This window comes from Synechococcus sp. H70.1 (assembly GCF_047502705.1).
GTDB lineage: Bacteria > Cyanobacteriota > Cyanobacteriia > Thermostichales > Thermostichaceae > Thermostichus.
In genome coordinates, this window is record NZ_JANSIV010000014.1 from 18,703 (window position 1) to 45,000 (window position 26,298).

The following is a 26,298-nucleotide window of genomic DNA, read 5'->3' on the forward strand; positions in this document are numbered from 1 at the left end:
TCGGCCACCCCAACTCGCCTGCCATCGGCCAACGGCAGCAAAGAACGCCGGCGTCTAGCCAGGCAGGACTTTGGCCCCTAGGCGGGAGGAAAAGACCTCGTAAATGACCGTCAAAGGCTGGCCCCGGTGTAACAGGAGATAGTGCCTAGCCCAAAAAGGGCCGGGGCAGTTGAGAAGCCGGGCAATGGGCTCGGCTTCGCCGTAGTAGAGCCGCCCCAACTCGCGAAAGGTCTCCAGTTTTTCTTGGATTAGGTTTTGACCAATGGGCAGATCAGGATGGGGCAAGTACTGGGCCAGATGGGCAGGATTCCACCAAGAGGTGGCATACAGCAAAGGCCGTTGCGAGGCCGCCCCCCACAGACAAACCCGCCGCCGCATCAAGGGGGATCCCAGCCGCGCCAGATCCTTAGCCAGTTGAGGCATGGACTTGGGGACGGTGCTTTGCTCGGCCAGCAGCTCGACCTGGGCTGTATCCAACAGCTGGGCCTGAATGGGTTCCAGGGTTAGAGTGGCCAGATTGCGAGTGGTCAAGCCATCCCCCAGCAGCAACAGCCGCAACACGGGATCCACCTGCATCAGCTCAGGGTGAAGGGGGTCGGCTTCCCCCTGCCACTGCAACCGCAGCGGCCACCACTCGGCTTGACCCGAGGGAACATTGCCTAGGAAACCCTCCTCCGCAGAGCCAGCTGAGCTCTTGGGAGGTGCCGCCCCAAAGGCATGGCCGAGGGATAGAGAGTGGAAAAGTTCCAAGATGGCAGTGCAGTTGTTAAGTTCTGTATCGACACCTAGTCTAACCCACTCCCCCTCGCGGCAAACTTCTCTAGCTCGTGCCCGGCTGGATCAGCAGCCGCACCACCCAGGGGACGACCACAATGACGCTGATCAGGCGGGCCAGATGCATAACCACCACTGTGCTAGTTTGGGCTCCCATGTCCAGGGCGATCAAGCTCATATCGGAGATGCCCCCTGGGGCCGTACCCAAGATGGCAGTCAGGCGCTCGATCCCCAACCAGCGAGAGATCAAAAACCCTGAGAGAACGCCAGTACTCACCGCAATCACCGTACACAGCAGGGCTGGCCGCCACAGATCCTTGAGGGCCAGGAATGTCTCAGCGGTGAGCTTGCTGCCTAGGAGAATACCCAGGACCACCTGCATGACAAAGCGGATCCCAGAGGGGGGAGTGGGAATCGGGATTGCCCCCCAAACATTGACCAAGCCTACTGCCACCATCGAGCCTACTAAAGCCCCGGCTGGCAGCCTTAGCTTGACGGCAATCAAGGCGCCTGCCAACCCAATCAACACTGTCCAGAGATAGTTCATCATTGTGGCTTGGCCTCAAGGCAATAGGATGACTGGCAATTAGGGTTGGGCCTGCTTCCTCCACGGCATTCGGCGCAGACGCCGTAGAAGTCAAGCACATGGTACTCGATTACAAATTGGTAGCGGCTGGCCAGCTGCTCCTCCAGATCCCCCACCGGACAATCTGGCAAAGGCACCACCCGCCGACATTCGGTGCAGATCAGGTGATGGCGACTGTGGCCGTTGCTGGGCAGCACCTGGTAGTAGGTTTGCTGATCCCCCAGGTGGACGGCCTGGACCCTGCCCTCATTGCGGAGGGCCTCCAAAACCCGGTAGACAGTGGCTAAGCCTACCGTGTGGTTGGCGTTGCGCAGCTTCAGGAAAATCTCCTGAGCCGCTAGGGGCCGTTCGCTCTGCTCCAGCACTTCCAGGATCAATTTTTGGTTGCGAGTCTGGCGGGAGGAGGACATGAGCCTTTTCCCTTGGGGGTTACTGTGAGAGTTAGTGCTCAGCGTCAGCCTCAGCTTTCATGCGCTCTAGGGTCTGCTGCATTTGGTCAAACATTTGGCTCAGAGAAAGCCCAAACATCCCCAGTTGAGTTTGCAATTGCTTAATAGTCAGTTGGGCCATAAAATCGTCGGAGAGCTCCAGCCTCTTCATGAAAATGCGCTGACGCTCCAGCAATTCTTCCATGTGCTGAATAAAGATTTTTTTGCCTTCCCGGTCAAATTGACCGTAGCGCTCACCCAGTCGCATCAGGTTTTGGAAATCCTGAAACAGTTGCCTTGCCTCTTCCTGGACAATCTCCGAGTCGAAAAAGCTCATGGCTTTCCCCTTGCCCCCAACAAACGACATTCGATATACCTATCCTATCCGATGGCGTTGGAGAATGCAGGCGGTGCTGACGGGATCCCGTCCTGAGGGAATTGATTTAGGTGACTTACTAGAAGATGAAGACCCGAGATCTTAGCCTGTCAGCTATGCTCCTGCCTCCCTGCATTGAGGCTTACACTCAGCCCGCTTTGGCCCAACAGTGGTGCCAACGGGTACAGGGATCCCGACCTCTGTTTCTGGCCTGCCTAGGGTTTACCGAAACAGCTCTCATTCCAGGTATTTCCGCTGCTGGCGCCACGCCCTCCCTACGGCGCTACACAGCCTTGGCGGACGGGGAGGTGCTGCTGACCGGCCGTTCTCAGCGCTTGCCTACCTCGCCCGAGGGCTATCCCTCGCCGGTGGTCATCAGCCGGGCTGTCTTAAGCGAGCTGGGGATCCCCTGTGGCGTGTTCGACTGTGGCCTTCTGGAGCCTTTGCCAGGAGCAGAAAAAGTGCCTTCTGGCGGGCCAGCCCGCTGCCTGAGCACCGGCCAGGCGTTGTCCCTAGAACAGGTGAGAGCCTTGTGGCGGGAGGGGTATGAGCGGGGATCCCAACTGGAAGCCAGCTACTGCGTCGTCGGAGAATGCGTGGCGGGTGGTACCACGACGGCACTGGCGGTGTTGCTGGGGCTAGGCTGGCAGGCAGACGGCATGGTCAACAGCAGCCATCCGGTCTGTAACCACACCCAGAAGCTAGCCTTGGCCCAGCGAGGTTTGAAGAATCTCCCCTCCACCGCGACCGCGCCAGAGGTAGTGGCTGCCGTAGGGGATCCCATGCAACCCTTTGTAGCTGGGCTGGCCATGGCAGCAGCCCAGCGGGGGCCGGTGCTGCTGGCGGGAGGAACGCAAATGCTAGCGGTGCTGGCCCTCATGCGGCGCTGGGGAGAAGAGCAAGGGATCCTCTGGCCGCCAGAGAACGTGGTGGTGGGCACCACCCGCTGGGTAGCAGAGGATCCCTCAGGCAACACGGTAGGCCTGGCGGAGATGTTGGGCAATGTTTGTCTCTTGGCCACCCAACTGAGCTTGGCTCAGAGCCGCTACCCCTCCCTGCAAGCCTATGAGCAAGGCTATGTCAAAGAGGGAGTAGGAGCCGGCGGGCTAGCCATTGCCAGTAGCCTGTATGCTGGCTGGGGTCAGGCAGAGCTATTGGCCGCTGTTGAGCGCAGCTACGAGCAGCTCGTACTTCAGGCTGGTTCCAGCGGGGCCATCGTCAGGCCTTCCCGCAGCAACTGCTGATGGTAGAGCTCTGCTTGCTCTTGCGGACCGACCCAGACAACTGCCTGGCCCTCCCTGTCCACCTGCATTGTCAGTTGTCGCGCCAAGGGCAAAGTCATGCCGGGGATGTACTTGAGCAAGCATTCAGTAACGTGCTGGAAGGTGTTGAAGTCGTCGTCCAGGACAATCACCTTATAGTTGGGGTAGGGTTTGCGAACCCGCGTTGTAACTGAGGCCAACTGCTGCAGAGTCCGGGTTGGAGTTTCCGTGATCGCGGTCATAGCAGCTTAGGAGCGAAACAACCTCTAAGACCCAACTTCCGGCAGCGGCCTTTCCACAACTTAAGCCAAGCTGTGAAGGCCGTCCGTTTGTGACCACTACTAGTAGCTATTTTTAGCCAGTTTTGTGGCTAGGGTCAGCCTGGGCCTGCCTGCGGATTCCCGTACCAGTTCCTAGCTGGGGCGATTGCGGAAGCATGCCAAGGTTTAGCGCTGCTAGAAGCTACGAAAAGTCCCTAGGAGGGTCGTCGTTCTTGGCTTTGGGCAAACTGCTGCAGTTGCCGCAGCATCAGCAATTGGCCCAAGCCCAAGGGCAGGAGCGAGATGGCCTCTACCCGCAACTGTACCCACCCATTCCCCCATAGCCAGTCACAGTAGCCATCGGCACCACCCCACATCAGTAGCCGCAGCCGCCGGGGCAACAGGGTTTCCACCTGGTGCAGGATGGAGATAGGGCCCCAATGGACGGCAAAGGTGCTGCCCTGTTGTAGCTGGGCAGGTAGGGATCCCTGCAGTTGTTGTGGCCAGATCCACTGCCGCAACAGCTCCACTTCCGTGAGGCAGCGCTGCAGAGTCGAGGAACGGGCCTCAACCTCGATGCGGATGGTGGAGGACTGGAGGGTTCCTAGCATCCCTTCAAACGACGCTGGAGCTGGGGCACTGGCTATCCCTAAGTCTATCCTGGTCGGTTGCAAGAGATTTGCCTTTGAAAGCGCCTCGTCCCCACTTGGTGGCCATCTTGGCCCAGAGTCTCGATGGCAAGCTTGCTGCCCACCGCGGGCAAAGGCCCCACTTCCTTAGCTCTGAAGACCAGCGGCATCTGGAAACCCAAGCTGCTCGGCAACAGGCTTTAATCATGGGGGCGGCCACGCTGCGGGCTTACGGCACCAGTCTCCGCCTGCGGGATCCGGAGCTTATCCAAAGCCGAATGGCGCGGGGTCTCCCCCCCCAGCCCCTGACAATTATTTGTTCCAGCAGCGGCGAGATTCCGGAAGAGCTGCCCTTTTTTCGCCAGCCCCTTACCCGCTGGCTATGGACAACGCCGGCGGGATCCCGCCGGTGGCAGGGAAGGCCCGGTTTTGCCGAGATCTGGGTGGCCTCGGATTGGGATTTGACTGCTCGCCTAGCTCGCCTGCGGCAGCGGGGGATCGACCAGGTAGGCCTATTGGGCGGGGGGCGGCTTTTGGGGGCGTTTTTGCAGGCGCAAGCTTTGGATGAGCTGTGGGTGACGCTGGCGCCGCTGCTACTGAGTGGCTACCCCGCTGCCCCAGCTAGCATCGAGGGCTGGCAACTGCAGGGATCCCCGCCGCGCCTGGAGCTGCTCGAGTGCCGCCGCGGTTCCCAAGAGCTGTTTTTGCACTATCGAGTTGAGTGGCCCTAGGAGAGGACTCGAGGAAAATTTTTTAGAAAACTGAGATTTCCCAAAAATCCACAGGTTTTCCCCAGTCTTTCCACAGGTAGGCGGGCTGTTTTCCACAAGGTCTTTCGCTCTGGAGGCCGCCTCGAAGGGTTCTGTGGAAAAGTGGCCACCAGTAAGGTTCAAGTGACTACACCCTGAGAAACGTAACGGGATCGCGTCGCTTTTTCCGATGCCATCAAGGCCAAGGGAGGGCTTAAGTTCCCCTGGATACTCTTGCCCAGGATTGACATTCCCCCCAGGACAGAGGGCAAAATAACCCCACCTGAGGTGAGGGGGAGATTTCCCCAGCCCTTCTCCTCAGAGACAATTGCGTCCCCCTTGTCCTTCTCCTGCTTGAGAGAGACCAGGGAGTGGCTAGCTGCTTGCAGGCAGCTGACAGGCCAGCCCTTTTACACCCTTTCCTGTGAGGCCAAAGCGATCCCTGAGGGGCCCCAGTTAGAGGACTGGGTCAGCGGGTGGGCTTTCTTCCTGGGCCAGCTGGGCTTTGGCCGAGGGCCTAGAATCTTTCTGTTTCGACTGTTTGAGTATTAATCCCAGGTAGGTGGTTGGGCTATGGATTCTCCCACCGTCAGCATTTTGAGCGAAATCCCCAAGGAGCTCCATGACACCCTCAAAAACTACCTCTCTCGTCATCCCGACTGGGACCAAGACCGGGTTGTAACGGCAGCCCTCTCGTTGTTCTTGCTCCAAAGCGGAGATGGGGATCGACGTGCTGCGCGCATTTACCTAGACAGCCTCTTTCGCCGCAACTAGGCCCTTCAAAAGCAAGCCCCACAGCTAGCCGAAGGCCAGCTTAGGGCTTTGGGAGCGTCCTGTTAACCTACAAGTTAGGAAGGTGCCCTGCTGCTGCCCCAAAGCCGCAGGCAGGGCAAAAAGGACCCACAAGGGAAAAACCGCCGTGCCCCAGGGTTTTGGTCAAGGGAAAGGCAATCGGCAGGCGGCTAGGTGCCGGACCGCAGGGCACTCCTTCCCCTCGCCGGAGGCGGCGCTGGCTGTAGCCGAGCGCTACCGACAAGCAGGGGATCTGGGGGCGGCACTGCGCCTTTGTCAACAGCTCACCCGCACCCATCCGCACCTGGCTGCCGCCCAAGCGCTGCTAGGGTCTCTCTACCTCCAGATGGGAGATCCCTGTCAAGCCTTGACCCCCTTGCAACTGGCTGTGCACCTGCGGAAGGACTGGGTGCCTGCCTGGCAGGAGTTGGGTGATGCGTGGATGCTGCTGGGCCACCTGGAGGAGGCAGTGCACGCCTACCAAGAGGGGTTGGCCTTTGCCCCTGGCAATGGGCAACTGCTGTTCCGGCTGGGCAGTTGTTGGCTGGCGCTGGGGCAACGGCAGCGGGCCATTGCGGTGCTGCGCCAAGCTGCAGCAGCCCAACCTCCCCAGCCCTACGCTCTGGCCGCCCTGGGCAATGCTCTGATGTTCGATAACCAGCTGGAGGAAGCGGAAGGCTGGTTTCGCCAAGCCCTTGCCTTCCTACCCCAGGAGGGGCGGATCCTTGTCAACCTCGCCCACTGCCTCCACCTGCAAGACCGCCTGGAGGAGGCCGCCGACTGCCTCCGACAGGCCATCCCCCTGCTGCCAAAGGATGCTCAGCCCCACAACAACTTGGGCACGGTCCTGCAGGAACAGAACTGCCTCGAGGCCGCCCTTGAGTCCTACCGGCGGGGCTTGCAACTGGCCCCTGACTGGCCAGAGATCCACTACAACCTGGGCACGGCCCTGCTTACCCTGGGCCGCTATGAGGAGGGATGGCGGGAGTACGAATGGCGGCTGCAGCGCCAGGGGGCAGCCTATCCGCGCTTCCCTTCGCCCTTGTGGACGGGATCCCCCTTGGGCCAGCAGACTCTGCTCATTTACGCCGAACAAGGGTTGGGGGACACCCTTCAGTTTGTGCGCTACCTGCCCCTTCTGGCCGCGGCCCATCCGCAGGCCTCCCTCTACTTCCGCTGCCCCCCCTCCCTAGTCAAGTTGCTGCGGGCCTCCTTTCCTCAGGTACAGGTTATCTCGGATACGGATCCCCTACCTCCCTTTGACTGGCACCTGCCGTTGCTCAGCCTGCCCCACCGCCTGGGCACCACGCTAGAAACAATCCCTGCCCGTCTCCCCTACCTGGTCTGTCCCCAAGAGGGCTCTGCCTGGCCAGAAGCATGGCCCAAAGTTCCTCAAAAGGAGATGAAGGTGGGTTTGGTGTGGGCCAGTGGCCGCCGCAGCGACCCTGCCCTCAACCGGGTGTGGAGGTTAAAAAGCTGTCCTCTCCACCTCTTCCTTGAGCACCTTGATCTGCCCCAGGTGCAGTGGGTTAGCCTACAGGTGGGGGAAGAGCTAAGCCAGGTGGAACCCCTGCTAAAGCAGCACCAGGTGGTGGAGCTGGGATCCCGTTTCCGCAACTTTGTCGATACTGCCAGGGCAGTTGCCCAGTTGGATCTAGTAATTAGCGTCGATACCGCCGTTGCTCACTTAGCTGGAGCCCTGGGCAAGCCGGTGTGGGTGCTACTGCCCTTTGCGGCCGATTGGCGCTGGTTGCTGCACCGCCAGGATAGCCCCTGGTACCCTGGTGTGATGCGCCTATTCCGCCAAGAAGCCCCTGGCGACTGGGTTGGCCCCCTGCAGCAGATGCGAAGGGCGCTGGAGGAGAAATTGGCAGGGATCCCTTCCTAACCCTCTCCTTTTTCGCCTTTTGGCACAATGCGCTGAAACAGGTAGCCAGTGCCGCGGGCTGTTAGGATAAGCTCAGGATTGCTCGGGTCATCCTCCAACTTGGCCCGTAGCCGCGAAATGTGAACGTCCACCACCCGTGTATCCACATGGCGCTCTGGTGTATAGCCCCATACCTCTTGCAGGATCTCGGCGCGGGAAAACGGCTCCCCAGAGCGGCTAACCAATAGCTCCAGTAAACTAAACTCCATTCCCGTCAGGCGGATGCGCTCGCCCCGCTTGTAGACTTGGCGCTTGTTGGTGTCAATGCAAAGATCCCCCACCTGGATAATCCCGGAGCTGGGGATCCCCTCATGGCTAGAGCGTGCCACCCGCCGCAGCACCGAGCGAATGCGGGCCTCCAGCTCCTTGGGGGAAAAGGGCTTGACCACGTAGTCATCCGCCCCCAGCTCCAACCCAGTAATGCGGTCGGCCACATCCCCCAAGGCTGTAAGCATGATGATTGGGATGTCGGATTCTTTGCGCAACTCCTGGCAGACCCCGTAGCCATCCAGCTTTGGCATCATGACATCCAGCACCACCAGGTCAGGATTCTGCTTGCGGAAGACCTGCAGCGCCTCCTCGCCGTCGGCTGCGGTAACCACCTCGTACCCAATCATCGAGAGGCGAGTTTCCAAGATGCGGCGGATGCTAGCTTCATCATCAACCACGAGAATCCGTTCTTTACGCTGGGCTTCCACGGTGCTGCAACTCCTGTACTCACTATGCTTGGAGAAGTTAAGAAGAGCTCCTCCTGCCGCTAAAGGGCAGGTGGCCAAGGCACATTTCGCTTCCTGGTAACCGACTCGGCCTTCCTACGGAAACGCCGCCAAACTCGTGCTTAGAAAACTGTGGCCCAAGAACCCACCTCCAGCCAAGGAACGCAGAAGGCCTACTTGGCAACAGCTCTTAAAAGCACTGGCTTCCCTTGCCTTTAGCTGCCGTCTTCTCTGCAAACCCTCGCGGTTGACCGCGGCCAAAGCTGAGAAGCCCTTACAAGGAATTTACTTTCTAGCACTTAATGTATCATCTAGAAGCGGCTGCCTAGCCACCTTGAAGCTCTATTTTGCAGCCATTTGCCCAACTTGACACATACCTTCACAACTTTTTCAAGAGGTCGCCAATTGTTTGGGATTGGCCTCAGAAAAAGCTGGAGCAACTGGGGATCCCTGCTCGTCTGCAGGGGAGCAGCCAGCCAGCAGGCGGGCAGACCGGATTTCTCGCTCCGCATGCTGCTCCAAAATTCGGCGCAACAGGCGCTCTGCCCCCCGCCAAGCCGTCAAAGGCGGCGTTTTGTTAGCCAAGGGGGGCAAGGTGGGGCCAGGCAGGAATCCCAGGACCTGCAGGACAGAACTGGAGACGGCGGCAAGGGGGTTGGGCCGCTGTGCCATCCGGCAGGGATCGCAGAGCAGGCCGCCCCCCTGGGGACAGAAGAAAACCTCGCCCACTAACTCTCTCCCACAGGAGTAGCAGGCCTGTACCGAGGGGGCAACCCCCCCCACAGCCAAAAGGTGATAGAGGCCATGGACAAGGAGCGGCAAAACCGCCTCTGCTGCAGGAGCCTGCTCAATGCGCTGCAAGTGTTCTACTAAGAGCACAAACAGCTCTTCCTGAGCCTGATCTGGCAGGGCCAGGAGCAAAGCCACCTCTGCCAGGTACTGGGCTGCCGTGAGGTGGGCCAAGCTGCGGCCTAGACGGGGAAAACTCTGCAGGGTTTCTGCCTGAACAATACGCTGCAGGCGCTGGGAGGGATCCGTTTGGGCCGACCACCGTCCTCGGGCAAGCAGCAGGTCGTTAACTACAAAGGGCTCCAGTCGCCCTCCCCACTTGGAAGACGGCTTGCGGGATCCCTTGGCTACTGCCCGCAGCAATCCCTGCTCGCGAGTGAGGATGGTCACCACCCGATCCGACTCCCCCAGGGGAATGCCTTTGAGATTGATGCCGGTAACCCGGTAGGTTCGCCCGCTCATGCTCTGCCAGCCTCCCTCGCCCGCAGCTCTTGCATCAGCTCTAACCCCCAAGAGGTGCCAATCCGAGTAGCCCCTGCTGCAATCATTGCTTCCGCCTGGGCCAGCGTGCGAATGCCGCCCGAAGCTTTTACCCCCACCCGACCCCGGCTAAGCTGGGCCAGCAGTTGCACATCTGCCAAGGTTGCCCCTCCCATCCAGCCAGTGGAGGTCATCAAAAAGGCAGCTCCCGCATCCATACAGATCTCGGCAGCCAGCTTTTTTTCCTCGTCAGTAAGCTGGGCTGTCTCCAAAATGGCTTTGACGCAAACCCCCGTCTCCTCCACAATCTCAGCAATCTCGGCGTGGAGGCGATCCAGATCCCCCGCCTTAAGCCAGGCGAGGTTAATGCGAACATCCAGCTCCTGGCAGCCCTGCTCCACAGCCAGTTGAGCTTCGTAGAGTTTGACCTCCGCTGTGTTGGTCCCCAAGGGAAACCCCACCACGGTGCTCACCCGTACTGGCGACCCGTGCAGCCGCTCAACCACCCGCCGCACGTAGCAGGGAGGCACACAAAAGGTAGGGAAGCCGTAGCGCAGGGCAATTTCGCACCCCTCCTCAATTTCCTCCGGGGTCACCATGGGCAGCAGCAGCGTGTGGTCAATGTACTCTGCCAGGTTAATCGGCCCTTTTGCTAGACCTTGGGGCTCCAAAGAGACCATAGGTTAGGTAACAGCACCATTTCTACTCTAGCCCCCCAGCCCAGCCAGGACTCGGCCAATTCAGGACCAGGTGGTCCTTTTTGGGGGCCGAGCAGGGCAACATCTTGATACCCTGGTTGGGGGGCCATTTTCAACCTTGGGAAGGCATGGGGAGAAACCGGACTGGCGCGTTTATTGGCGGGCTGTTGGTGGGAACGGCAGTGGGCACAGTCATTGGCTTGCTCCTGGCCCCCCGCAGCGGACGGGAGACGCGGCGACTGTTGAAAAAATCGGCAGAGGCCCTGCCAGAAGTGGCAGAAGATGTAGCTAGCAGCCTGCAGTATCAATCCGAAAAGTTGTTCGACGCCGCTCAACGCAGTTTGGATGAGGCCCTGCTGCGGCTACAGCAGGCGGTGGCAGTGGGGAAAGAGGCGATGTTGCAGAAGCGGAAGGAGCTGCTCCAAGCCCAAAACTCGCGTCCCGTCGGGGGGGAGGAAAATGATCTGGAAGCCCAAAATGGGGAGGAGACAGCAGGATGAGCGATCCGGTCTTTTGGCTTGGCCTCTCGGTTGGTTTGGTGGCAGTGGCCATTTTGGCGGTAATCCTGACCCTGCTGCCTGCCGTTATTCAACTGGGTCGAGCGGCCCAGAGTGTGGAGCGCTTTTTCGACACGCTGCTACGGGAGTTGCCGCCCACCCTAGAGGCTCTGCGCCTGACTAGCCTGGAAGTTAGTGAGATTGCCGACAGCCTTGACGAAGGGGTGAAAGGGGCGGGTCAAGTGGTAAAACAGGTTAGCCGCTCCTTGGAAGGAGCCCGTGCCCAGGCCCAGGGTGCCCAAGTCAATGTTCGCAGTTTTTGGGCGGGAGTACGGGCAGCCTGGCAGACCCTTGCCAGTGGGGCTCCCCCTGCCGGTGGGGGCAACCCTCGCTTGCACTCGGCTCGGGTGTCTTCCTTCTCCGTGGGGGGTGGCCGTCCTTTTGCCGACAAGGCAACTCCTGCCCAACCTTCCCAGGCCAAGGCTACCAACTCTTAGCTGAGGGGGGTGCGGGGGTGAATAAGCCCTGCCCTGTATTAGACAGGGTTCGAATACAGACACCGCCGCGAAGATGGGATAGGTAGGCCTTGGCTGCGGAGTGGGGCATCCCCTGTCTACTCGTGGAGGAACCACCTCCGTGGCAGCAAGAAGCCTGCCCTCTAGGCGTTAGCGGAAGTATGTCATGCACTCCTGAGGAGTTTCTGAAAAACAGGCGTGGGGGGTTGGGGTTCTTGACCGGGGGGAAGCTGGCCCCAGCTGGCATCGGGATCCCAGCGCAGTTGGGTGATGTCGGTGAGGGAGAACCCTAGTTGCTGCAGGATCTTGAGGCTAAGGTTAGGAATGATGGGGGAAAGGGCTACTGCCACCCAGCGCACGCTTTCTAAGACGGCATAGAGAATCTCCGCTACCTGCTGGCTTTGCCCCTGTTTGTGCAGCGTCCAGGGAGCCTGCTCGTCGAGGTATTTGTTGCTGGCCTGGGCCAAGCTGAGGGCTTTGCGGGCAGCGGAGCTGGGATCTAACCGCTCGTAGGCGTCGGCCACCGCCGGGGCTAGGCGCTCGACCAGGGTTTTGAGGGGGTGATCCGCTGCGATCTGCACCTGGGGAATGCGGTAGTCGGGCTGGTATTTTTTGAGCATACTGAGGGTGCGGTTGAGCAGGTTCCCCAGGTCGTTGGCGAGGTCAGCGTTGAGAACCTCAATGAAGCGGCCCTCACTAAAGTCGCCATCCTTGCCCAGCTCAATTTCGGTCAAGAAATAGTAGCGCACAGCATCAGCGCCGTATCGCTGCACCAGCTCAAAGGGATCCAGCGTGTTGCCGAGGCTTTTGCCCATCTTGAGGCCATCTTTGGTGAGAAAGCCGTGGCCAAAGATTTGCTTAGGCAGCGGCAGCCCTGCCGACATGAGCATGGCCGGCCAGTAGATGGCATGAAAACGGACGATGTCCTTACCTACTAGATGCACATCGGCAGGCCAGTAGCGGCGCAGGGCGTTCTCCAGGGTGGGCTCGTCGTGAGGATCCAAGGCGGCGCTGATGTAGTTAATGAGGGCATCAAACCAAACGTAAAGGGTTTGGCTGGGATCCGCCGGGAAGGGGATCCCCCAGGAGACGCTGGGGCGAGAGATGGAAAAGTCCCGCAGGCCCTGCTTCACAAAGTTCATGACCTCATTGCGGCGGCTTTCCGGTTGAATGAACTCCGGGTGCTCCGCATAGAGGGCTTCCAGTTTTTCCTGGTAGCGAGAGAGGCGAAAAAAGTAGTTTTCTTCGTCTTTCCACTCCACTTTCTTGTTGGGGTGAAGGGGGCAAAACCCGCCTTCTAGGAGCTCTGACTCGTCCTTGAACTCCTCGCAGGCAACGCAGTACCAGCCCTGCTGGCGGCCAACGAAGATATCTCCCCGATCCCAAACCCGCTGAAAAAACTCCCGCACAATGGCTTTGTGGCGAGGGTCAGTGGTGCGGATAAAGCGGTCGTAGCGGATATCCAGCAACCGCCAAAGCTCCACAAACTGGGCGGCAATCTCGTCACAGTGCTGCTGCGGCGGAAGGCCGCGCTCTTCGGCGGTGCGCTGGATCTTCTGGCCGTGCTCGTCAGTTCCCGTTACCATCAGCACATCCTTGCCCCGCAGGCGGTGGTAACGGGCGATGGCATCCGCCGCCATGGTGGTGTAGGCGCTGCCGATGTGGGGGGCAGCGTTGACGTAGTAGATGGGTGTGGTGATGACGAAGGTGGAATCCGGCATGAGCAGTTGCAGCGCTTTCCCCCATGATAAAAGTTGCCGGAAAGTCCCGGCAGGCCGAGTTACGGGGCAGGGATGAAGCTGGCATTCAACCTAAAGGGATGGGGCTGCGGTGTCCTGGGGGCCGGGATCTTGGGCGCCGGGGCGGCTCTGGCCCAGCCTCTGCCCGAGACCCGCATCCCTTGCGAGATCCTCATCGCTGGGGGCGGGCTGGGGGGGGTGGCGGCGGCCTACGATGCCCTGCGCTTGGGGCGACAGGTGTGCATGACCGAAATAACCGACTGGATTGGCGGCCAGGTGAGCGCCCAGGGGGTCTCGGCTTTGGATGAGCGGCCCTTGCAGCGGGAAAACGAGATCTTTCCCCAGGGCTATAGAGAGTTTCGCCGCCGGGTGCGGGAAAAGTACAGCGGTGATCCCAATCCCGGCAAGTGCTGGGTGAGTGTGCTCTGCTTCTCGCCCCAGGTGGGCCACCAGGTCATCCGAGAGATGTTGGATCCCTACCTGCAGTCGGGGCAGTTGCGGCTGTTTACCGAGACGGTGGTCAAGGACGTGGAGATTGAGAACTACCAAATCCGCAGTGTGCAGGCCATCCGCAATATTCCCAAACACGCCGGCGTCCAGCCGGAGAATCGGGGGGATCTCTCCACCTACTTGCTGGATTTTTACCGCCTAGAGCCCACCCCAGACTGGGACAAAGAGATCCTGCGCTTTGAGCCGCCGCCGCAGCGGCAGGGCAAAACCCTACCTTGGGTAGTTATCGATGCTACCGAAACCGGCGAGCTGTTGCCCCTGGCGCGGGTGCCCTACCGCCTTGGCACGGATGGGAAAAGCCGCTGGGAGCCCAGCTCCAAGCCCTACAGGGATCCCTACTGCACCCAGGGGTTTACCTACACCTTTGTTATCGAGCACTCCGCTGTGCCGCAGGTGCCCATCAAGCCGGAGTTCTACAACGACCCGCTGCACGGCCCCTACTACAGCTTTGAACAGCCGCGCTTTAACTTTGCTCTGGTCTTCACCTACCGCCGCATCCGGGGACAGGTATTTGGCTTTGGGGAAGAGGCCATCCGGGTGGGGGATCAATCCCTGCAGAACTGGACCTGGGGCAACGACTGGCGCATCACCGGGCCGGAGATCAACCTCATCCTCACCCACGAGCAACTGCAAGCCTCAGGGCAACTGGATCCCGGCGGCTGGATGGGGGGCTTGCGGGTAGAGGCGCTGCGGCGGGCTGAGCAACATGCTAAAGGCTTCTTCTACTGGTTGGTGGCGGGGCGGACGGATTTTCTCCTGCAGCAGGCGGATCCTGACTTTCAAAAGGACTTTTACCTGCGCTACCGCTACCTCAAAGGGCCCAATAGCCCGATGGGAACTGCCAGTGGTCTCTCCAAGTACCCCTACATCCGCGAGTCGCGGCGCATCCTCGGTCGGCCCAGCCTTGCCTACCCGGAGGGGTTCACCATCTACGAGTCGGATATCACCACGCGGGAATCGGAGCTAAACCGCGGGCGCCCCTTCATCTTCTACGATTCGGTGGGGGTGGGGCAGTACCCTATTGATTTTCACGAGTGCCTGCTGCCCGATTTTTCGCTGCCCCCCAGCCACAACCAAGATGCCCAAGCCCCTACCTACCCCTACCAGATCCCGCTGCGGGCCCTGATCCCCCAGCGCATTGACAATCTTCTAGCTGGCAGCAAGAACATCGCCACCAGCCGCATTGCCAGCGCCTCTTACCGGGTGCATCCTGTGGAATGGGCCATTGGCACGGCAGCGGGTCACACGGCCCACTTTGCCCTGGAGCGGGATCTGATCCCGGCGGAGATCCTGCGGGAGCCGCTGCTGGACTTGCAGCTATTGCCCGCTCTCCAAGCCCAGATCCAGAGCTTGGGCAATCCCATTCAATTTCCTGGCACCACCATTACTGCCACCGACTGGGCCCAATCCCGCTAGCCTAGAAAGGCAGGGTTGGGAGCTGGCCATGGAGGCTATGGGGGTTGAATTTGGGGGACTGGAGGCGATCCGCCCTTCGTTGTGGGCGGCCACAGCCCTCTGGAGCCTGGGGTTGATGTGGGGTTTGTCGCCATTGCACCGCCGCCTGCAGGAGGGTTGGGAAAAGCAGTTGTCCTGGGATCCCAGTGGGGCTCTGGCCTCTTTGCTCAGCGTCATCCCTTTCCTGTTGGCAGCAGCGGTGGTGGTGGCTTTCACCGAGATCTCGTTGGGCAAAAGCTGGGCCGTCTCCTGGGGCCTTATTGCCTGTGTTGGCGGTGGCCTCTATGAGCTAGGCCGGCGGGACAATGCTCGCTAACCCAACGCCGGCCCCTCTCCCTCTGGGAGAGTAGACAATGCTAAGAGCCGTACCTAGAGCGATGACTCCCTTAGAAGAAGCGGCGGAAGCGGCGGCTAAGCTGCTGGTGTTTCGGGAAATCTGCGCCCATCCCCTGGCCCTGGCCTGGCAGGAGCTCATCCAGCAGTTGATGAGCGGGGATCCCCTGCCCTGCTGGAGAGCCTACGGGCGCTGGTTTGAGCTTTTGGCCCGGCAGGGCTTGAGCTGGCGGGAGTGGCTAATCCAGGAAATCCGCTGGGCCGATAACCCCTTCTCGCGGGCGGCGCTGCAACCCCAAGGGATCCCGGCACCCCTTTTGCAAGCGGCCCGCCACGATCTCCGCTGCCTGCAGATCCTGGCCGATAGCCAGGAGACCATTGCTGAGCAGATGCAGGCGCTGGGCTTGGGGATCCCCTGGCCGGATGAAAACCCCAGCAGCTCTGGCTGGGATCCCCGCCCTTTTGCCGATTGGGGCCAGAGCCTGGAGGCCTTAATTGCCCACTACCGCCAAGGGGGAGTGGGGCTCTATGGTCGCTATTGGGCGTTTCGCTGGGGGCCGGCAGGGCTAGAAGGGATCCCCACTCCCGATCTGCCCGACTGGGAGGAGATCTACGGCTACGAACGGCAGAAACGGCAGTTGGCCGCTAACACCGAAGCCCTCCTGCGGGGAGAGCCGGCGCTGCATGTGCTGCTTTACGGGGCGCGGGGCACCGGCAAGTCTTCCCTCGTGAAAGCGTTGTTGCGGCGCTACGGCCCCCAGGGGCTGCGCCTTTTGGAGCTGCGACGAGCAGATTTGGCTCAATTGCCGCAGATCTTGGCAGAGCTGGGACAGCAGACGCTGCCCTTTGTTCTCTTTGTGGACGATCTCTCCTTTGAGGCCGACGAGACCGAGTTTAAGCAGCTCAAAGTGCTGCTGGAAGGGGATCTCCTCCCACCGCCGCCCAACGTGCGTCTCTATGCCACCAGCAACCGCCGCCATCTTATCCGCGAGTTTTTTGGCGATCGCCCCCCTCCCCAAGAGCAAGAGGTGCACGCCTGGGATACGGTGCAGGAGAAGCTGTCGCTGCGGGATCGCTTTGGCCTTACCCTTACCTTTACCCCTTTTAGCCAAGCTGACTACCTGGCTACAGTAGAACACTTGGCGCAGCGGCTGGGTCTCCCTCAACCTTTAGAGACCTTGCGCCGCCAAGCCCTCCTCTGGGCGCAACAGCAAAATGGCTTTTCCGGTCGCACCGCCCGCCAGTTTTTGCAGGCCCTGCAGGCCGGCCTGGTGGAAGGTGGATAGCCAGCGGATTTTTCTAGGGGCAAGGAGGACTACAGTAGCCACTCGGAGGCGCGCTCTCCCACCCCTTGCAAATTCAAAGGAATGACCACCGCTTTGCCTACGCGGGGTTTCTGTCGGGTAGCTTCAATTTCTCGCTGCACCGTCTCCCATACCCCCCACGCCTGCAGATGGGCCATGACCGACTCCAGGCGAGCCAGATACTCGGCTTCACTCAAAGGGAAAGAGGGCTGCTCCAGGTAGCGCCACATCACCAACAGAACCACCCTGTCCCCCCTGCGGCGCAGTTGCACGTCGTAGGAGCAGCCCCACTTCTCCCGCAGCAAAGCTTGCAAGTCAGCTCCCGTCATAGTCAGCCTGGAGGGGGTTGACGATCCCAAGCAAACCTCTTGCCTTGGGTTGCTCCTAGCTTTGCATTTCTTAATGAAATTGGCTAGGGGACTCAGCTAGGATAGTGTCGCTTGTCAACGAAGATTAAAACTTCTCAGGCTTTCCTGACCATTATGACCGAGGCAATTAGCAACTTTGAAGCGCCGCCCATGAGCCGGCGGGTTTTTCTCAACGCCCTCCTCAGCGGCTCAGTGGGGGTGGTGGTGGTGGGCACCCTCTACCCGGTGGTGAAGTACTTTATTCCTCCCTCCGCTGGTGGAGCAAGTGGGGGGGTAATAGCCCAGGATGCCCTTGGCAAGCCAATTAGCGTGAGCGAGCTGCTGGCTACCCACGCAGCTACGGATCGGGTGCTGGCCCAAGGCTTAAAGGGGGATCCCACCTACATCGTGATTGACAATGGGGCGGTGGCCAACTACGGCCTCAATGCCGTCTGCACCCACCTTGGCTGCGTGGTGCCCTGGAGTGCAGGAGAAAACCTCTTCAAGTGCCCCTGTCACGGATCCCAGTACGCAGCCAATGGCAAGGTCATTCGCGGGCCGGCTCCCCGCTCCCTGGAGCTAGTTAGCGCCACGGTGGAGGGCGACAACATTCGCTTCAGCCCCTGGCAGGGCCCCGATTTCCGTGAGACCTAAGGCGGGAGGACAGCCCTTCCAAGGGGCGCCATTGCTGAGGGGGAAGAGGGGGAAAGCCTGAAGAGGGTGTGGCGCTGGTCTTGGCCAGGGCGCCCCTAGGCTTTTAAGGGTAGGGTCCAAGGAGCTTTTGCAGATTGGAATTGCACTTTTGAGCTGAACTTATGAGGAGAATTTTTTATTTGGCCTTGTGTGCGCTGCTGCTGCTGGGAATGGGAGCCCGTCCGGCCGCAGCCTATCCGTACTATGCCCAGATGGCCTACGACAACCCCCGCGAGGCAACGGGGAAAATTGTCTGCGCCAACTGCCATCTGAACACCATGCCTATCCGGGCCGAAGTGCCGCAGGCGGTTACCCCCGGCCAGGTGTTTACCATCAAGGTCGGGATCCCCTATGACTTGAGCAAGCAGCAGGTGCTCGCCGATGGCAGCAAAGGCGGTCTGAACGTCGGCGCGGTGGTGGTGCTGCCGGAGGGCTTCCGACTGGCTAGGGAGGAGGAAATGACAGAGGAGCAGCGGCAGGAAACCGCTGAGACCTACATCACCCCTTACAGCGACGCCAAGCCCAACATCCTCCTGGTGGGCCCCTTGCCCGGTGAGCAGCACCAGGAAATTGTCTTCCCGGTGGTAGCCCCTGATCCGAAGGAGGATCCCTCGGTGGCCTTTATGAAATATCGGGTTTACATTGGCGCCAACCGCGGTCGTGGCCAGATCAACCCCGATGGCAGCCTCAGCAACAACAATGTCTTCCGCGCTCCTGCCACTGGTCGCCTGACTAGCATTGCCACCCTCGAATCCGACCTTAGCGACCTGCCAGCTGAGCTGGCTGCCCTAGTGCCCCCCGAATACGAGTTGCCAGGCACGCGGGTGCTCAGCTTCGAGACCGAAAACGGGATCCAGCACCTCGTGGTGCCGCCGGGGCCGGAGTTGGTGGTCAACATTGGCGATACGGTCAAAGAAGGGGATCCGGTTACCAACAACCCCAACGTAGGTGGCTTTGGCCAAGCAGAGCGGGATCTGGTGCTGCAGAACCCAGAACGGGTGAAGTGGTTGGTGGCCTTCCTGGCGGCGGTAGCTATTACCCAACTTCTGCTGGTGCTCAAGAAAAAGCAAGTGGAGCTCATTCAGGCGGCAGAACTTTTGGGCTAGCCCAACTGCTGCTATCACGCTCCCGCACCCCGGAGCCAGCCGGGGTGTTTTTTCTAGGGGATCCGCAACTCTCCCACTATGACCAGCACTGCCTGCCCTACAATCTCCACCCGAGAGCCGCGATGGCAGCACCAGAGCTCGCCTCCTCGCGCCGAGAGCTGCCGCACCCTGAGCTCCCTTTGGCCTAGGCGCTCCGACCAATAGGGCGCCAGCAGACACTGGGCAGACCCGGTTACTGGATCCTCCGGGATCCCCAACTGGGGGGCAAAAACGCGACAGACGAAACCCTCCCCCCTCTCTTCAGCGGCGGTGACGATCAACCCGGAAACAGGCAGCGCCTGAACCCAGTTCAAGTCCGGCTGCACCTGTTGGATCTGTTGTGCCGAAGCCAGCACCGCTACCCCCATGCTGCCGCGGTACAGCTCCAAGGGGGGGATCCCCAAAGCCGCCGCCACCTGGTCTTGCGCTTCCAGCCAAGGCTGGGGAGTTTGGGCGGGGAAGTCCATCGCCAAACGATCCCGTTGCCGCCGCACCGACACCTGGCCACTGGGGGTGGAGAAGGTCACCTCCTGCGCTTCTGGGTGAACCTCGCTCAGCAGTACATGAGCAGCGGCTAGGGTGGCATGCCCGCAGAGAGCCACTTCCGTGGTTGGTGTAAACCAGCGCAGCCGGTAGTGAGGGAGGCCCTCCTGGGATCCCTGAGGCAGCAAAAAAGCGGTTTCCGAGAGATTGTTCTCTGCTGCAATTGCCTGCAAAAGTTCCTGCGGCAGCTCCTGGGACAGCAAGCAAACCGCCGCTGGATTGCCCCTGAAAGGCACCGCCGTAAAGGCATCCACCTGAAACAACGGGATCCGCACCTAGCTTGTTCAGCCCACCTCAAGCCATGATCCCACAACAGGCCCAGAAGTAGAGAGATCCGCACCTAACCGTACCTGCCAAAACTAGGGATCCCGCCAAAAGGGGCTATTGCCAGGCTGGAAAGCCGACTGATAAACTAGCACTCGTGAGCCGAGAGTGCTAAAACCGCAGCGAACGCAAGTTTCCCTCTATCACTCTTTGGCTTCCTGCTATAGGCATCAGGGAGGACACTTAGTATGGCTGCAGTAACGCTAAACGTCTCTACGCTGAAACCCCTAGGCGACCGGGTGCTGGTGAAAATTGCCCAGCAGGACGAGAAAACTGCAGGCGGGATCTTTTTGCCTGACACTGCCAAAGAGAAACCGCAGGTGGGGGAAGTGGTTGCTGTTGGCCCCGGCAAACGCAATGATGAGGGCAAGCTCATCCCAATGGAGCTGAAGGTAGGGGACAGGGTACTCTACTCCAAGTACGCTGGCACGGAGGTGAAGCTAGGCAGCGAGGAGTATGTGCTGCTAGCTGAGCGGGATATCCTCGCCATTGTCCAGTAGTTTTCTATTCTTGAGCAAGAGGCAGCAAATACAGGAAGTAGGCTAATAGGTGCCGCTAGCTAACTCTCGCTTGCTTCCCTACTTTACCCTTCGTTTACTGACAGTGAGAGGTTGACTATGGCTAAGACGATTATTTTCAGCGAAGAAGCTCGTCGTGCTCTTGAACACGGCATGGACATTTTGGCGGAAGCCGTAGCTGTTACCCTTGGCCCCAAAGGGCGCAACGTGGTGCTGGAGAAAAAATTTGGCGCACCCCAGATTGTTAACGATGGGGTAACCATTGCCAAAGAGATTGAGCTGGAAGACCACATTGAAAACACTGGCGTCTCTCTAATCCGTCAGGCCGCCTCTAAGACCAATGACATTGCGGGCGACGGCACCACTACAGCTACGGTCTTGGCCCACGCCATGGTGAAAGAAGGGCTCAAGAACGTGGCCGCCGGCGCCAACCCCATTGCCCTCAAGCGGGGCATTGACAAGGCGGTGAAGTTCCTGGTGGACAAAATTGCTGAACATGCCCGCCCAGTAGAAGACTCCAAAGCCATTGCCCAGGTGGCGGCCATTTCCGCTGGCAACGATGAGGAAGTGGGCCGCATGATTGCCGAGGCCATGGAAAAAGTGGGCCGCGAAGGGGTGATCTCCCTGGAAGAAGGCAAGTCCATGACCACGGAGCTGGAAGTGACGGAGGGGATGCGCTTTGACAAAGGCTATATTTCCCCTTACTTCGTCACCGACACCGAGCGGATGGAGGCGGTCCTGGAGAACCCCTACGTTCTCATCACGGACAAGAAGATTACCCTGGTGCAAGACCTGGTGCCAGTTCTGGAGCAAGTAGCTCGCGCTGGCCGTCCATTGCTAATCATCGCTGAAGACATCGAGAAGGAAGCGCTGGCCACCCTGGTGGTGAACAAGCTGCGGGGTGTGCTGAGCGTGGTGGCGGTGAAAGCCCCTGGCTTCGGGGATCGCCGTAAGGCCATGCTGGAAGACATCGCCATTCTCACCGGCGGCGAGGTCATTAGCGAGGAGCGCGGCCTGAAGCTGGAGAATGCCCGGCTTGAGTCCTTTGGCTCGGCGCGGCGCGTCACGGTAACTAAGGATCACACCACCATCGTGGCGGAGGGCAACGAAGCGGCTGTGAAAGCTCGCTGCGAGCAAATCCGTCGCCAAATTGAAGAGACCGACTCCACCTACGACAAAGAAAAACTGCAAGAGCGCTTGGCCAAGCTGGCTGGCGGCGTGGCAGTAATCAAAGTGGGCGCAGCCACCGAAACCGAAATGAAGGATCGCAAGCTGCGCCTGGAGGACGCCATCAACGCCACCAAGGCGGCGGTGGAAGAAGGGATCGTCCCTGGCGGTGGCACCACCCTGGCGCACCTCATCCCAGTGGTTACGGAGTGGGCGCAGGCCAACTTGTCCGGCGATGAGCTGGTGGGGGCTATGCTGGTGGCTCGCGCGCTGGGTGCTCCGCTGCGCCGCATTGCCGAGAACGCTGGCCAGAACGGCTCGATTGTGCTGGAGCGGGTGAAAGAGAAACCCTTCACGGTGGGTTACGACGCCCAGAACGACGCCTACGTGGACATGTTTGAGGCGGGCATCGTTGACCCGGCCAAAGTTACCCGCTCTGCCCTGCAAAACGCTGCCTCGATTGCCGGCATGGTGCTCACCACCGAAGCCATCGTGGTCGACAAGCCCGAGCCTAAGAACAACAAGCCAGCGGGCGGCGGTGGCGCAGATGACTACGACTACTAATCCTCGGGCACTAAATCGGCTGCCTCGTCAGCCCGTAGTCACCTGCTCTGAATAGAGCTTCCGGGATCCCCTGCAGCGGGATCCCGTTTTTTAGCTGTTGAGGCGGATGTCAGGGCAATTTGACGCCATTGGCAGTCCTGCCTTCCTCTCTTGCTAGGAGGGGGGTGAGGGAATCCTCGGTCGAGTGGGTGGAAAAGGGGAAGGTAGCGTGGCTCAGTTAATCTGCATTGGCCTAGACCTGGCCTGGTCCAGCCGCAACCCCTCGGGGGTGGCAACGTTGCAGGTCGAGGTCAGGGATCCCGACGCTCAAGCCTTGGCGGGACGCCTGCTGGACAGCCGCATCCTGCAAACCGACCAGGAAATCGTGGACTACATCCAAGCTCAAGCCGGCGGGGATCCCTGCCTGGTGGCGGTGGATGCTCCCTTGCGGGTCCCCAACCTTACTGGCCAGCGGCGGGCGGAAGCTGAACTAAACCGAGTGTTTCGCCCCTACGCGGTTGGTGCCCACCCGGCCAACCGCCGGCTTCTGGAAAAAGGCGGCCAGGTGCGAGGAGAGGCGCTGGTGCAAGCCCTGTCTGGCTATGGCTTTCAGGAGCAGGCCAGCATCGAGCAGGGACGCCTAGCCCGCCAGATTACCGAAGTCTTCCCCCACAGTGCTATGGTGAGCCTGTTTGGCCTCAGCCGCAGCCTTCCCTACAAAGCGCGTCCCCGCCGCCGCTGGCAAGCGCGAGAACAGGCCTGGCGTCTGTACCAGCAACATTTGCGCGCCTTGGCCAGTGCTGATCCCTCTCTGCAAGGCCACGAGCCCCTGCTCCAAGTGGAAGTGGGATCCCTTAGAGGCCGTCGGCTCAAAAACTACGAAGACCAAGTCGATGCCCTGCTGTGCGCCTACATCGCCCTCTACGGCTTCCGCTGGGGATCTCAGCGCTGCCATAGCTTCGGAAGTCTGCAGGAAGGGCACATCTTCACGCCCCTGCCCAGTAACCTCCAAGGTCAAGGGGGGTTAGCCTTGGAGCCCTCCTGGGCGACGTGATTAAGACACGACTAATACTACCATAATACGTGTAATGCAACATGGTTAATACATTAAGGGGAGCCAAAGCAAGGAAATGAACGTACAACTGGGCCGCAATCGACAGGCAAGACGGGCGTACGGGCTGGATGAGATTGCGCTGGTACCGGGCAGGCGAACTCTGGATCCTAGCCTGGTGGATACTCACTTCACCCTAGGAGGGATCCAACGGCCCATCCCCATCATCGCTAGCGCCATGGACGGTGTGGTGGATGTCAGGATGGCCATCCTCCTTTCCAAGCTGGGGGCGATGGGTGTGTTGAACCTAGATGGGATCCAAACCCGCTACGCGGATCCCGACGAGGTGCTAGACCAAATTGCTGCGGTCGGCAAAGACGAGTTTGTCCCCCTGATGCAGCGCCTCTACAGTGAACCCGTCAAGCCGGAGCTCATCCAAGAGCGCATCCGCCAGATCAAGGCTGCCGGTGCCATTGCTGCCGCTAGCTGCGTGCCCGCCCATGCGGCTGAATATGGCCCCCTGGTGGCAGAAGCAGGCGGGGATCTGTTTTTCGTCCAGGCCACCGTGGTTTCCGTCCATCACAAGGTGCCTGAGGGCATGCAAAAGCTGGATCTGGCCGCGTTCTGCCGCTCCATGCCCATTCCCGTGGTGCTGGGCAACTGCGTCACCTATGACGTCGCCCTGGAGCTGATGCAAGCGGGAGCGGCTGGAGTGCTGGTGGGCATCGGCCCCGGTGCTGCCTGCACCTCCCGCGGCGTGCTAGGAGTAGGGGTGCCCCAGGCTACTGCCATTGCCGACTGCGCTGCCGCCCGCGACCAGTTCTTGGCCGAAACCGGCACCTACGTTCCCATCATTGCCGACGGCGGCCTGGTGACTGGCGGGGATATCTGCAAGGCCATTGCCTGTGGAGCCGACGCCGTGATGATTGGATCCCCCTTAGCCCGCGCCCAAGAGGCACCCGGTCGCGGCTTTCACTGGGGCATGGCCACCCCCAGCCCAGTCTTGCCCCGCGGCACCCGCATCCGGGTGGGATCCACCGGCACCCTGGAAGAGATCTTGTGCGGCCCTGCCCGCCTGGATGATGGCACCCACAACCTCTGGGGCGCTCTGCGCACCAGCATGGCCACCCTGGGTGCCGCCAACCTCAAAGAAATGCACCAGGTGGAGATCTGCATCGCCCCTTCCCTTTTGACCGAGGGCAAGGTGTACCAGAAGGCGCAGAGCCTGGGCATGGGGAAATAGTCTCTCAGAAATGCTAGACTCAGGGAGCCGAGGGGGCGGTTAGCTCAGCGGTAGAGCGCCTGCCTTACAAGCAGGATGTCACTGGTTCGAGTCCGGTACCGCCCATCCCCATTCAGGTTTGCAGCTTGGGATACACTCGCTAGCCAGGGCTGGATCCCTGAGGTAGAGTAATGAAGGTGGAGCCTGGATCATCTACCACCGTTGGGTCTCGCATTGAGTCTGGCTCAAAAAGTGTGTAAAGTGGTAGACGACATCGACGGGGGCTGTACTATGTTCTTCTAAAGTCCGCAATTGTCAGGCTCGCTCTCGAGTTAGACAGCTTGTTACTTTTAGAAGACACTGCTACAGCCAAGACAGGTGTGAGGACAAAGAAGAAGGAGAGAAACATGCCCGCGAAACACGCGAATCCCTGGAAAACGCTGCTGGCTGGCACCCTGGGTGCAGCGGCAGTCTTGACTCCTGGAGTGGCCTATGCCCAAGCTACAGGGCCTGTCACTTCGATCTCTGAGCTTTCCGATGTTCAGCCTACTGACTGGGCATTCCAGGCGCTGCAATCTCTGGTCGAGCGCTACGGCTGTATTGCTGGCTACCCTGACCGCACCTTCCGCGGCAACCGGGCCATGACCCGCTATGAGTTTGCCGCCGGGATGAATGCCTGCTTGGATCGCATCAACGAGCTGATTGCCGCTGGCCTGGCCGACAAGGTTTCTAAGGAGGACTTGGCTACGCTGCAGCGCTTGCAAGAGGAGTTTGCCGCCGAGCTGGCAGCCCTGCGGGGACGGGTCGAGGCAGCGGAGGCTGATATCAACGACCTGAAGGGTAAAGTCTTCAACCCGGTCACCAAGCTGAATGCCCAAGTGATCACCGCTGTCCTGGGCAGTGCCCTCACCGACGACCGGGTGGTCAACAACAGCGTGGTGGCCGAGAGGGATCAGGCGAACATGACCCTGCCCTATCGGGTGCGGCTGAACTTCGACGCTTCCTTTGCTGGGCGTGACCGTCTGCGCATTCGTCTGCAGGCTCGCGATGCGGTAACCACCTTCTTCGAAGGGGATCCGGGCGTTGGCTTCCAAGGGGGGGGTGGTGGCACCTTCACGCTGGCCCAGTTGGTCTATCAGTTCCCTGCCTTTGACCGCGCTGCCACCATCTACGCCGGCATCACGGGCACGGGGGTGTCCAGCGTCCTGCAATACAGCGTTCCCTTTGATGCCCTCTCCGATTTTGCCGATCTCCCCAACTCTACGGGAGATGTGCCCAGTGGCACTCTGTTTGGCTTCCGCTTTCGCCTCAGCGACCAGCTTCGCCTGGCCTACGCCTACAGCACCCGCGGCGGCCAGACCTTGGGCAGAGGTTTTGGTGACAGCGGTTTGACCGGTAACGACAGCGCCCACACGGTGGAACTGGGCTTCCTGCCGACGAAAGGCCTGGAGTTCTACCTGCAATTTGCTTCCACCTATCTGCAGGACGCTAGCCGTGGCCCTGGTTTCCTGGCTACTGGCAGCAGCCTTTTCCGTGGGCCGCTGCGCCGGAATGACGTCACTCCTTCGGCTCGGGTCAATGCCTTTACGGCGGCCGCCACCTGGGAGATTAGCCCACGCATCATCCTGTCCGGCTGGTTTACGGCAGGCAATGTTGATTACAACCTGCCCAACGTGGTACCAGCTGGCACCATCGATCCTGGCGATGAAGACTTCAACGGGTTCTTGCTTGGTTTTGCCTTCCCGGATCTCTTCATTGAGGGTGCCAAGGGTGGCGTAGTCTTCGGTCAGCCGATCGTGACCACCGACAACGAGGGGGTTTGGGATACTCGGCCCTTCATTGTGGATGTCTACTACAGCTTCCCAGTGAACGAGTACATTACCCTGACGCCCGCCGCCTACTTTGTGAGCAACCCCAATGGGGGCA

28 protein-coding genes and 1 tRNA gene are annotated in these 26,298 nt (G+C 60.3%); 17 read left to right on the plus strand and 12 right to left on the minus strand.

Features of this window, described 5'->3' with window-relative positions; all coding sequences use genetic code 11:
• Positions 1-54 precede the first annotated feature (54 nt).
• The 4 genes from NW827_RS00895 to NW827_RS00910 all read right to left on the minus strand — a co-directional run bounded on the left by NW827_RS00895 (position 55) and on the right by NW827_RS00910 (position 2,125).
• Positions 55-750, minus strand: coding sequence for a chorismate pyruvate-lyase family protein (locus NW827_RS00895; RefSeq protein ID WP_414404364.1), 696 nt, complete (start codon positions 748-750; stop codon positions 55-57).
• Between the two features lie 70 nt (positions 751-820).
• Positions 821-1,324 (minus strand): AbrB family transcriptional regulator, encoded by a 504-nt coding sequence (locus tag NW827_RS00900; protein ID WP_414360613.1) that lies wholly within the window; start codon positions 1,322-1,324, stop codon positions 821-823.
• A complete protein-coding gene (locus tag NW827_RS00905) occupies positions 1,321-1,770 on the minus strand; it encodes a Fur family transcriptional regulator (protein ID WP_414360614.1) in 450 nt (149 codons plus the stop codon). Before NW827_RS00905 ends, NW827_RS00900 begins: the two co-directional genes overlap by 4 nt.
• 31 nt (positions 1,771-1,801) lie before the next feature.
• Entirely contained in the window at positions 1,802-2,125 is a 324-nt protein-coding gene (locus tag NW827_RS00910; protein ID WP_414360810.1) for a DUF1825 family protein, read from the minus strand.
• Positions 2,126-2,250: 125 nt separating this feature from the next.
• Between NW827_RS00910 and cobT the strand changes: the two genes are divergently transcribed.
• Positions 2,251-3,408 (plus strand): nicotinate mononucleotide-dependent phosphoribosyltransferase CobT, encoded by a 1,158-nt coding sequence (gene cobT / locus NW827_RS00915; RefSeq protein WP_414404363.1) that lies wholly within the window; start codon positions 2,251-2,253, stop codon positions 3,406-3,408.
• Here cobT and clpS read toward each other — a convergent pair.
• Positions 3,357-3,668: an ATP-dependent Clp protease adapter ClpS gene (gene clpS / locus NW827_RS00920; RefSeq protein WP_414360618.1), complete on the minus strand. Its 312-nt coding sequence runs from the start codon at positions 3,666-3,668 to the stop codon at positions 3,357-3,359. The two genes, cobT and clpS, sit on opposite strands and share 52 nt — an antisense overlap.
• A 233-nt stretch (positions 3,669-3,901) precedes the next feature.
• Complete coding sequence (locus tag NW827_RS00925) at positions 3,902-4,297, minus strand: hypothetical protein (protein WP_414360619.1); 396 nt, start codon at positions 4,295-4,297, stop codon at positions 3,902-3,904.
• A 74-nt stretch (positions 4,298-4,371) separates the two neighbouring features.
• Here NW827_RS00925 and NW827_RS00930 point away from each other — a divergent pair, with 74 nt between their 5' ends.
• The 3 genes from NW827_RS00930 to NW827_RS00940 all read left to right on the plus strand — a co-directional run bounded on the left by NW827_RS00930 (position 4,372) and on the right by NW827_RS00940 (position 7,744).
• Entirely contained in the window at positions 4,372-5,046 is a 675-nt protein-coding gene (locus tag NW827_RS00930) for a RibD family protein (protein WP_414503226.1), read from the plus strand.
• A gap of 591 nt (positions 5,047-5,637) precedes the next feature.
• Complete coding sequence (locus tag NW827_RS00935; protein WP_414360623.1) at positions 5,638-5,838, plus strand: DUF2811 domain-containing protein; 201 nt, start codon at positions 5,638-5,640, stop codon at positions 5,836-5,838.
• Between the two features lie 145 nt (positions 5,839-5,983).
• Entirely contained in the window at positions 5,984-7,744 is a 1,761-nt protein-coding gene (locus NW827_RS00940; protein ID WP_414404361.1) for a tetratricopeptide repeat protein, read from the plus strand.
• Here NW827_RS00940 and rpaB read toward each other — a convergent pair.
• The 3 genes from rpaB to deoC form a co-directional block, all read right to left on the minus strand.
• Positions 7,741-8,481 carry a response regulator transcription factor RpaB gene (rpaB, locus tag NW827_RS00945; RefSeq protein WP_414360628.1) on the minus strand — a complete coding sequence of 247 codons (741 nt, stop codon included), beginning with the start codon at positions 8,479-8,481 and terminating at the stop codon, positions 7,741-7,743. The genes NW827_RS00940 and rpaB overlap by 4 nt on opposite strands.
• Positions 8,482-8,889: 408 nt before the next feature.
• The gene (recO, locus tag NW827_RS00950; protein WP_414503227.1) at positions 8,890-9,750 is read right to left on the minus strand and encodes a DNA repair protein RecO; all 861 of its coding nucleotides are present in this window, start codon (positions 9,748-9,750) and stop codon (positions 8,890-8,892) included.
• Positions 9,747-10,448 carry a deoxyribose-phosphate aldolase gene (gene deoC, locus NW827_RS00955; protein ID WP_414360633.1) on the minus strand — a complete coding sequence of 234 codons (702 nt, stop codon included), beginning with the start codon at positions 10,446-10,448 and terminating at the stop codon, positions 9,747-9,749. Before deoC ends, recO begins: the two co-directional genes overlap by 4 nt.
• A 146-nt stretch (positions 10,449-10,594) precedes the next feature.
• Here deoC and NW827_RS00960 point away from each other — a divergent pair, with 146 nt between their 5' ends.
• Entirely contained in the window at positions 10,595-10,966 is a 372-nt protein-coding gene (locus NW827_RS00960) for a YtxH domain-containing protein (protein WP_414360635.1), read from the plus strand.
• Positions 10,963-11,460: a hypothetical protein gene (locus tag NW827_RS00965; RefSeq protein ID WP_414404359.1), complete on the plus strand. Its 498-nt coding sequence runs from the start codon at positions 10,963-10,965 to the stop codon at positions 11,458-11,460. The genes NW827_RS00960 and NW827_RS00965 overlap by 4 nt, the downstream gene beginning before the upstream one ends.
• 182 nt (positions 11,461-11,642) lie before the next feature.
• Here NW827_RS00965 and metG read toward each other — a convergent pair whose 3' ends face one another.
• Positions 11,643-13,199: a methionine--tRNA ligase gene (metG, locus tag NW827_RS00970; RefSeq protein WP_414404358.1), complete on the minus strand. Its 1,557-nt coding sequence runs from the start codon at positions 13,197-13,199 to the stop codon at positions 11,643-11,645.
• Between the two features lie 72 nt (positions 13,200-13,271).
• Between metG and NW827_RS00975 the strand changes: the two genes are divergently transcribed.
• The 3 genes from NW827_RS00975 (at position 13,272) to NW827_RS00985 (ending at position 16,801) form a co-directional block, all read left to right on the plus strand.
• Positions 13,272-15,143 carry an FAD-dependent oxidoreductase gene (locus tag NW827_RS00975; protein WP_414503228.1) on the plus strand — a complete coding sequence of 624 codons (1,872 nt, stop codon included), beginning with the start codon at positions 13,272-13,274 and terminating at the stop codon, positions 15,141-15,143.
• A 37-nt stretch (positions 15,144-15,180) separates the two neighbouring features.
• A complete protein-coding gene (locus tag NW827_RS00980; RefSeq protein WP_414334789.1) occupies positions 15,181-15,498 on the plus strand; it encodes a hypothetical protein in 318 nt (105 codons plus the stop codon).
• 61 nt (positions 15,499-15,559) lie between these two features.
• The gene (locus tag NW827_RS00985; protein ID WP_414404356.1) at positions 15,560-16,801 is read left to right on the plus strand and encodes an ATP-binding protein; all 1,242 of its coding nucleotides are present in this window, start codon (positions 15,560-15,562) and stop codon (positions 16,799-16,801) included.
• Between the two features lie 29 nt (positions 16,802-16,830).
• On the opposite strand, the gene NW827_RS00990 is transcribed toward NW827_RS00985, so the two are convergent.
• On the minus strand, positions 16,831-17,148 hold the full coding sequence (locus NW827_RS00990; protein WP_414404355.1) for a DUF3067 family protein: 318 nt from the start codon (positions 17,146-17,148) through the stop codon (positions 16,831-16,833).
• Between the two features lie 153 nt (positions 17,149-17,301).
• On the opposite strand from NW827_RS00990, the gene NW827_RS00995 reads away from it, so the two are divergent.
• On the plus strand, positions 17,302-17,820 hold the full coding sequence (locus NW827_RS00995; RefSeq protein ID WP_414360813.1) for a cytochrome b6-f complex iron-sulfur subunit: 519 nt from the start codon (positions 17,302-17,304) through the stop codon (positions 17,818-17,820).
• Positions 17,821-17,981: 161 nt separating this feature from the next.
• On the plus strand, positions 17,982-18,965 hold the full coding sequence (locus NW827_RS01000; RefSeq protein WP_414360652.1) for an apocytochrome f: 984 nt from the start codon (positions 17,982-17,984) through the stop codon (positions 18,963-18,965).
• Positions 18,966-19,018: 53 nt separating this feature from the next.
• Here NW827_RS01000 and NW827_RS01005 read toward each other — a convergent pair whose 3' ends face one another.
• On the minus strand, positions 19,019-19,822 hold the full coding sequence (locus NW827_RS01005; RefSeq protein WP_414404354.1) for a PhzF family phenazine biosynthesis protein: 804 nt from the start codon (positions 19,820-19,822) through the stop codon (positions 19,019-19,021).
• Between the two features lie 237 nt (positions 19,823-20,059).
• Between NW827_RS01005 and groES the strand changes: the two genes are divergently transcribed.
• The 6 genes from groES to NW827_RS01035 form a co-directional block, all read left to right on the plus strand.
• Entirely contained in the window at positions 20,060-20,371 is a 312-nt protein-coding gene (gene groES, locus NW827_RS01010; RefSeq protein ID WP_414360657.1) for a co-chaperone GroES, read from the plus strand.
• A gap of 117 nt (positions 20,372-20,488) precedes the next feature.
• Positions 20,489-22,120, plus strand: a complete 1,632-nt coding sequence (groL, locus tag NW827_RS01015) for a chaperonin GroEL (RefSeq protein ID WP_414360659.1) — start codon at positions 20,489-20,491, stop codon at positions 22,118-22,120.
• A 208-nt stretch (positions 22,121-22,328) separates the two neighbouring features.
• Complete coding sequence (locus NW827_RS01020) at positions 22,329-23,153, plus strand: DUF429 domain-containing protein (protein WP_414404353.1); 825 nt, start codon at positions 22,329-22,331, stop codon at positions 23,151-23,153.
• 76 nt (positions 23,154-23,229) lie between these two features.
• Positions 23,230-24,393, plus strand: a complete 1,164-nt coding sequence (locus NW827_RS01025; protein ID WP_414404352.1) for a GuaB3 family IMP dehydrogenase-related protein — start codon at positions 23,230-23,232, stop codon at positions 24,391-24,393.
• 33 nt (positions 24,394-24,426) lie between these two features.
• Positions 24,427-24,498 (plus strand) — tRNA-Val (locus tag NW827_RS01030).
• Between the two features lie 281 nt (positions 24,499-24,779).
• Positions 24,780-26,298: iron uptake porin (locus NW827_RS01035; RefSeq protein ID WP_414503229.1), on the plus strand; the 1,519-nt coding region annotated here is incomplete at its 3' end.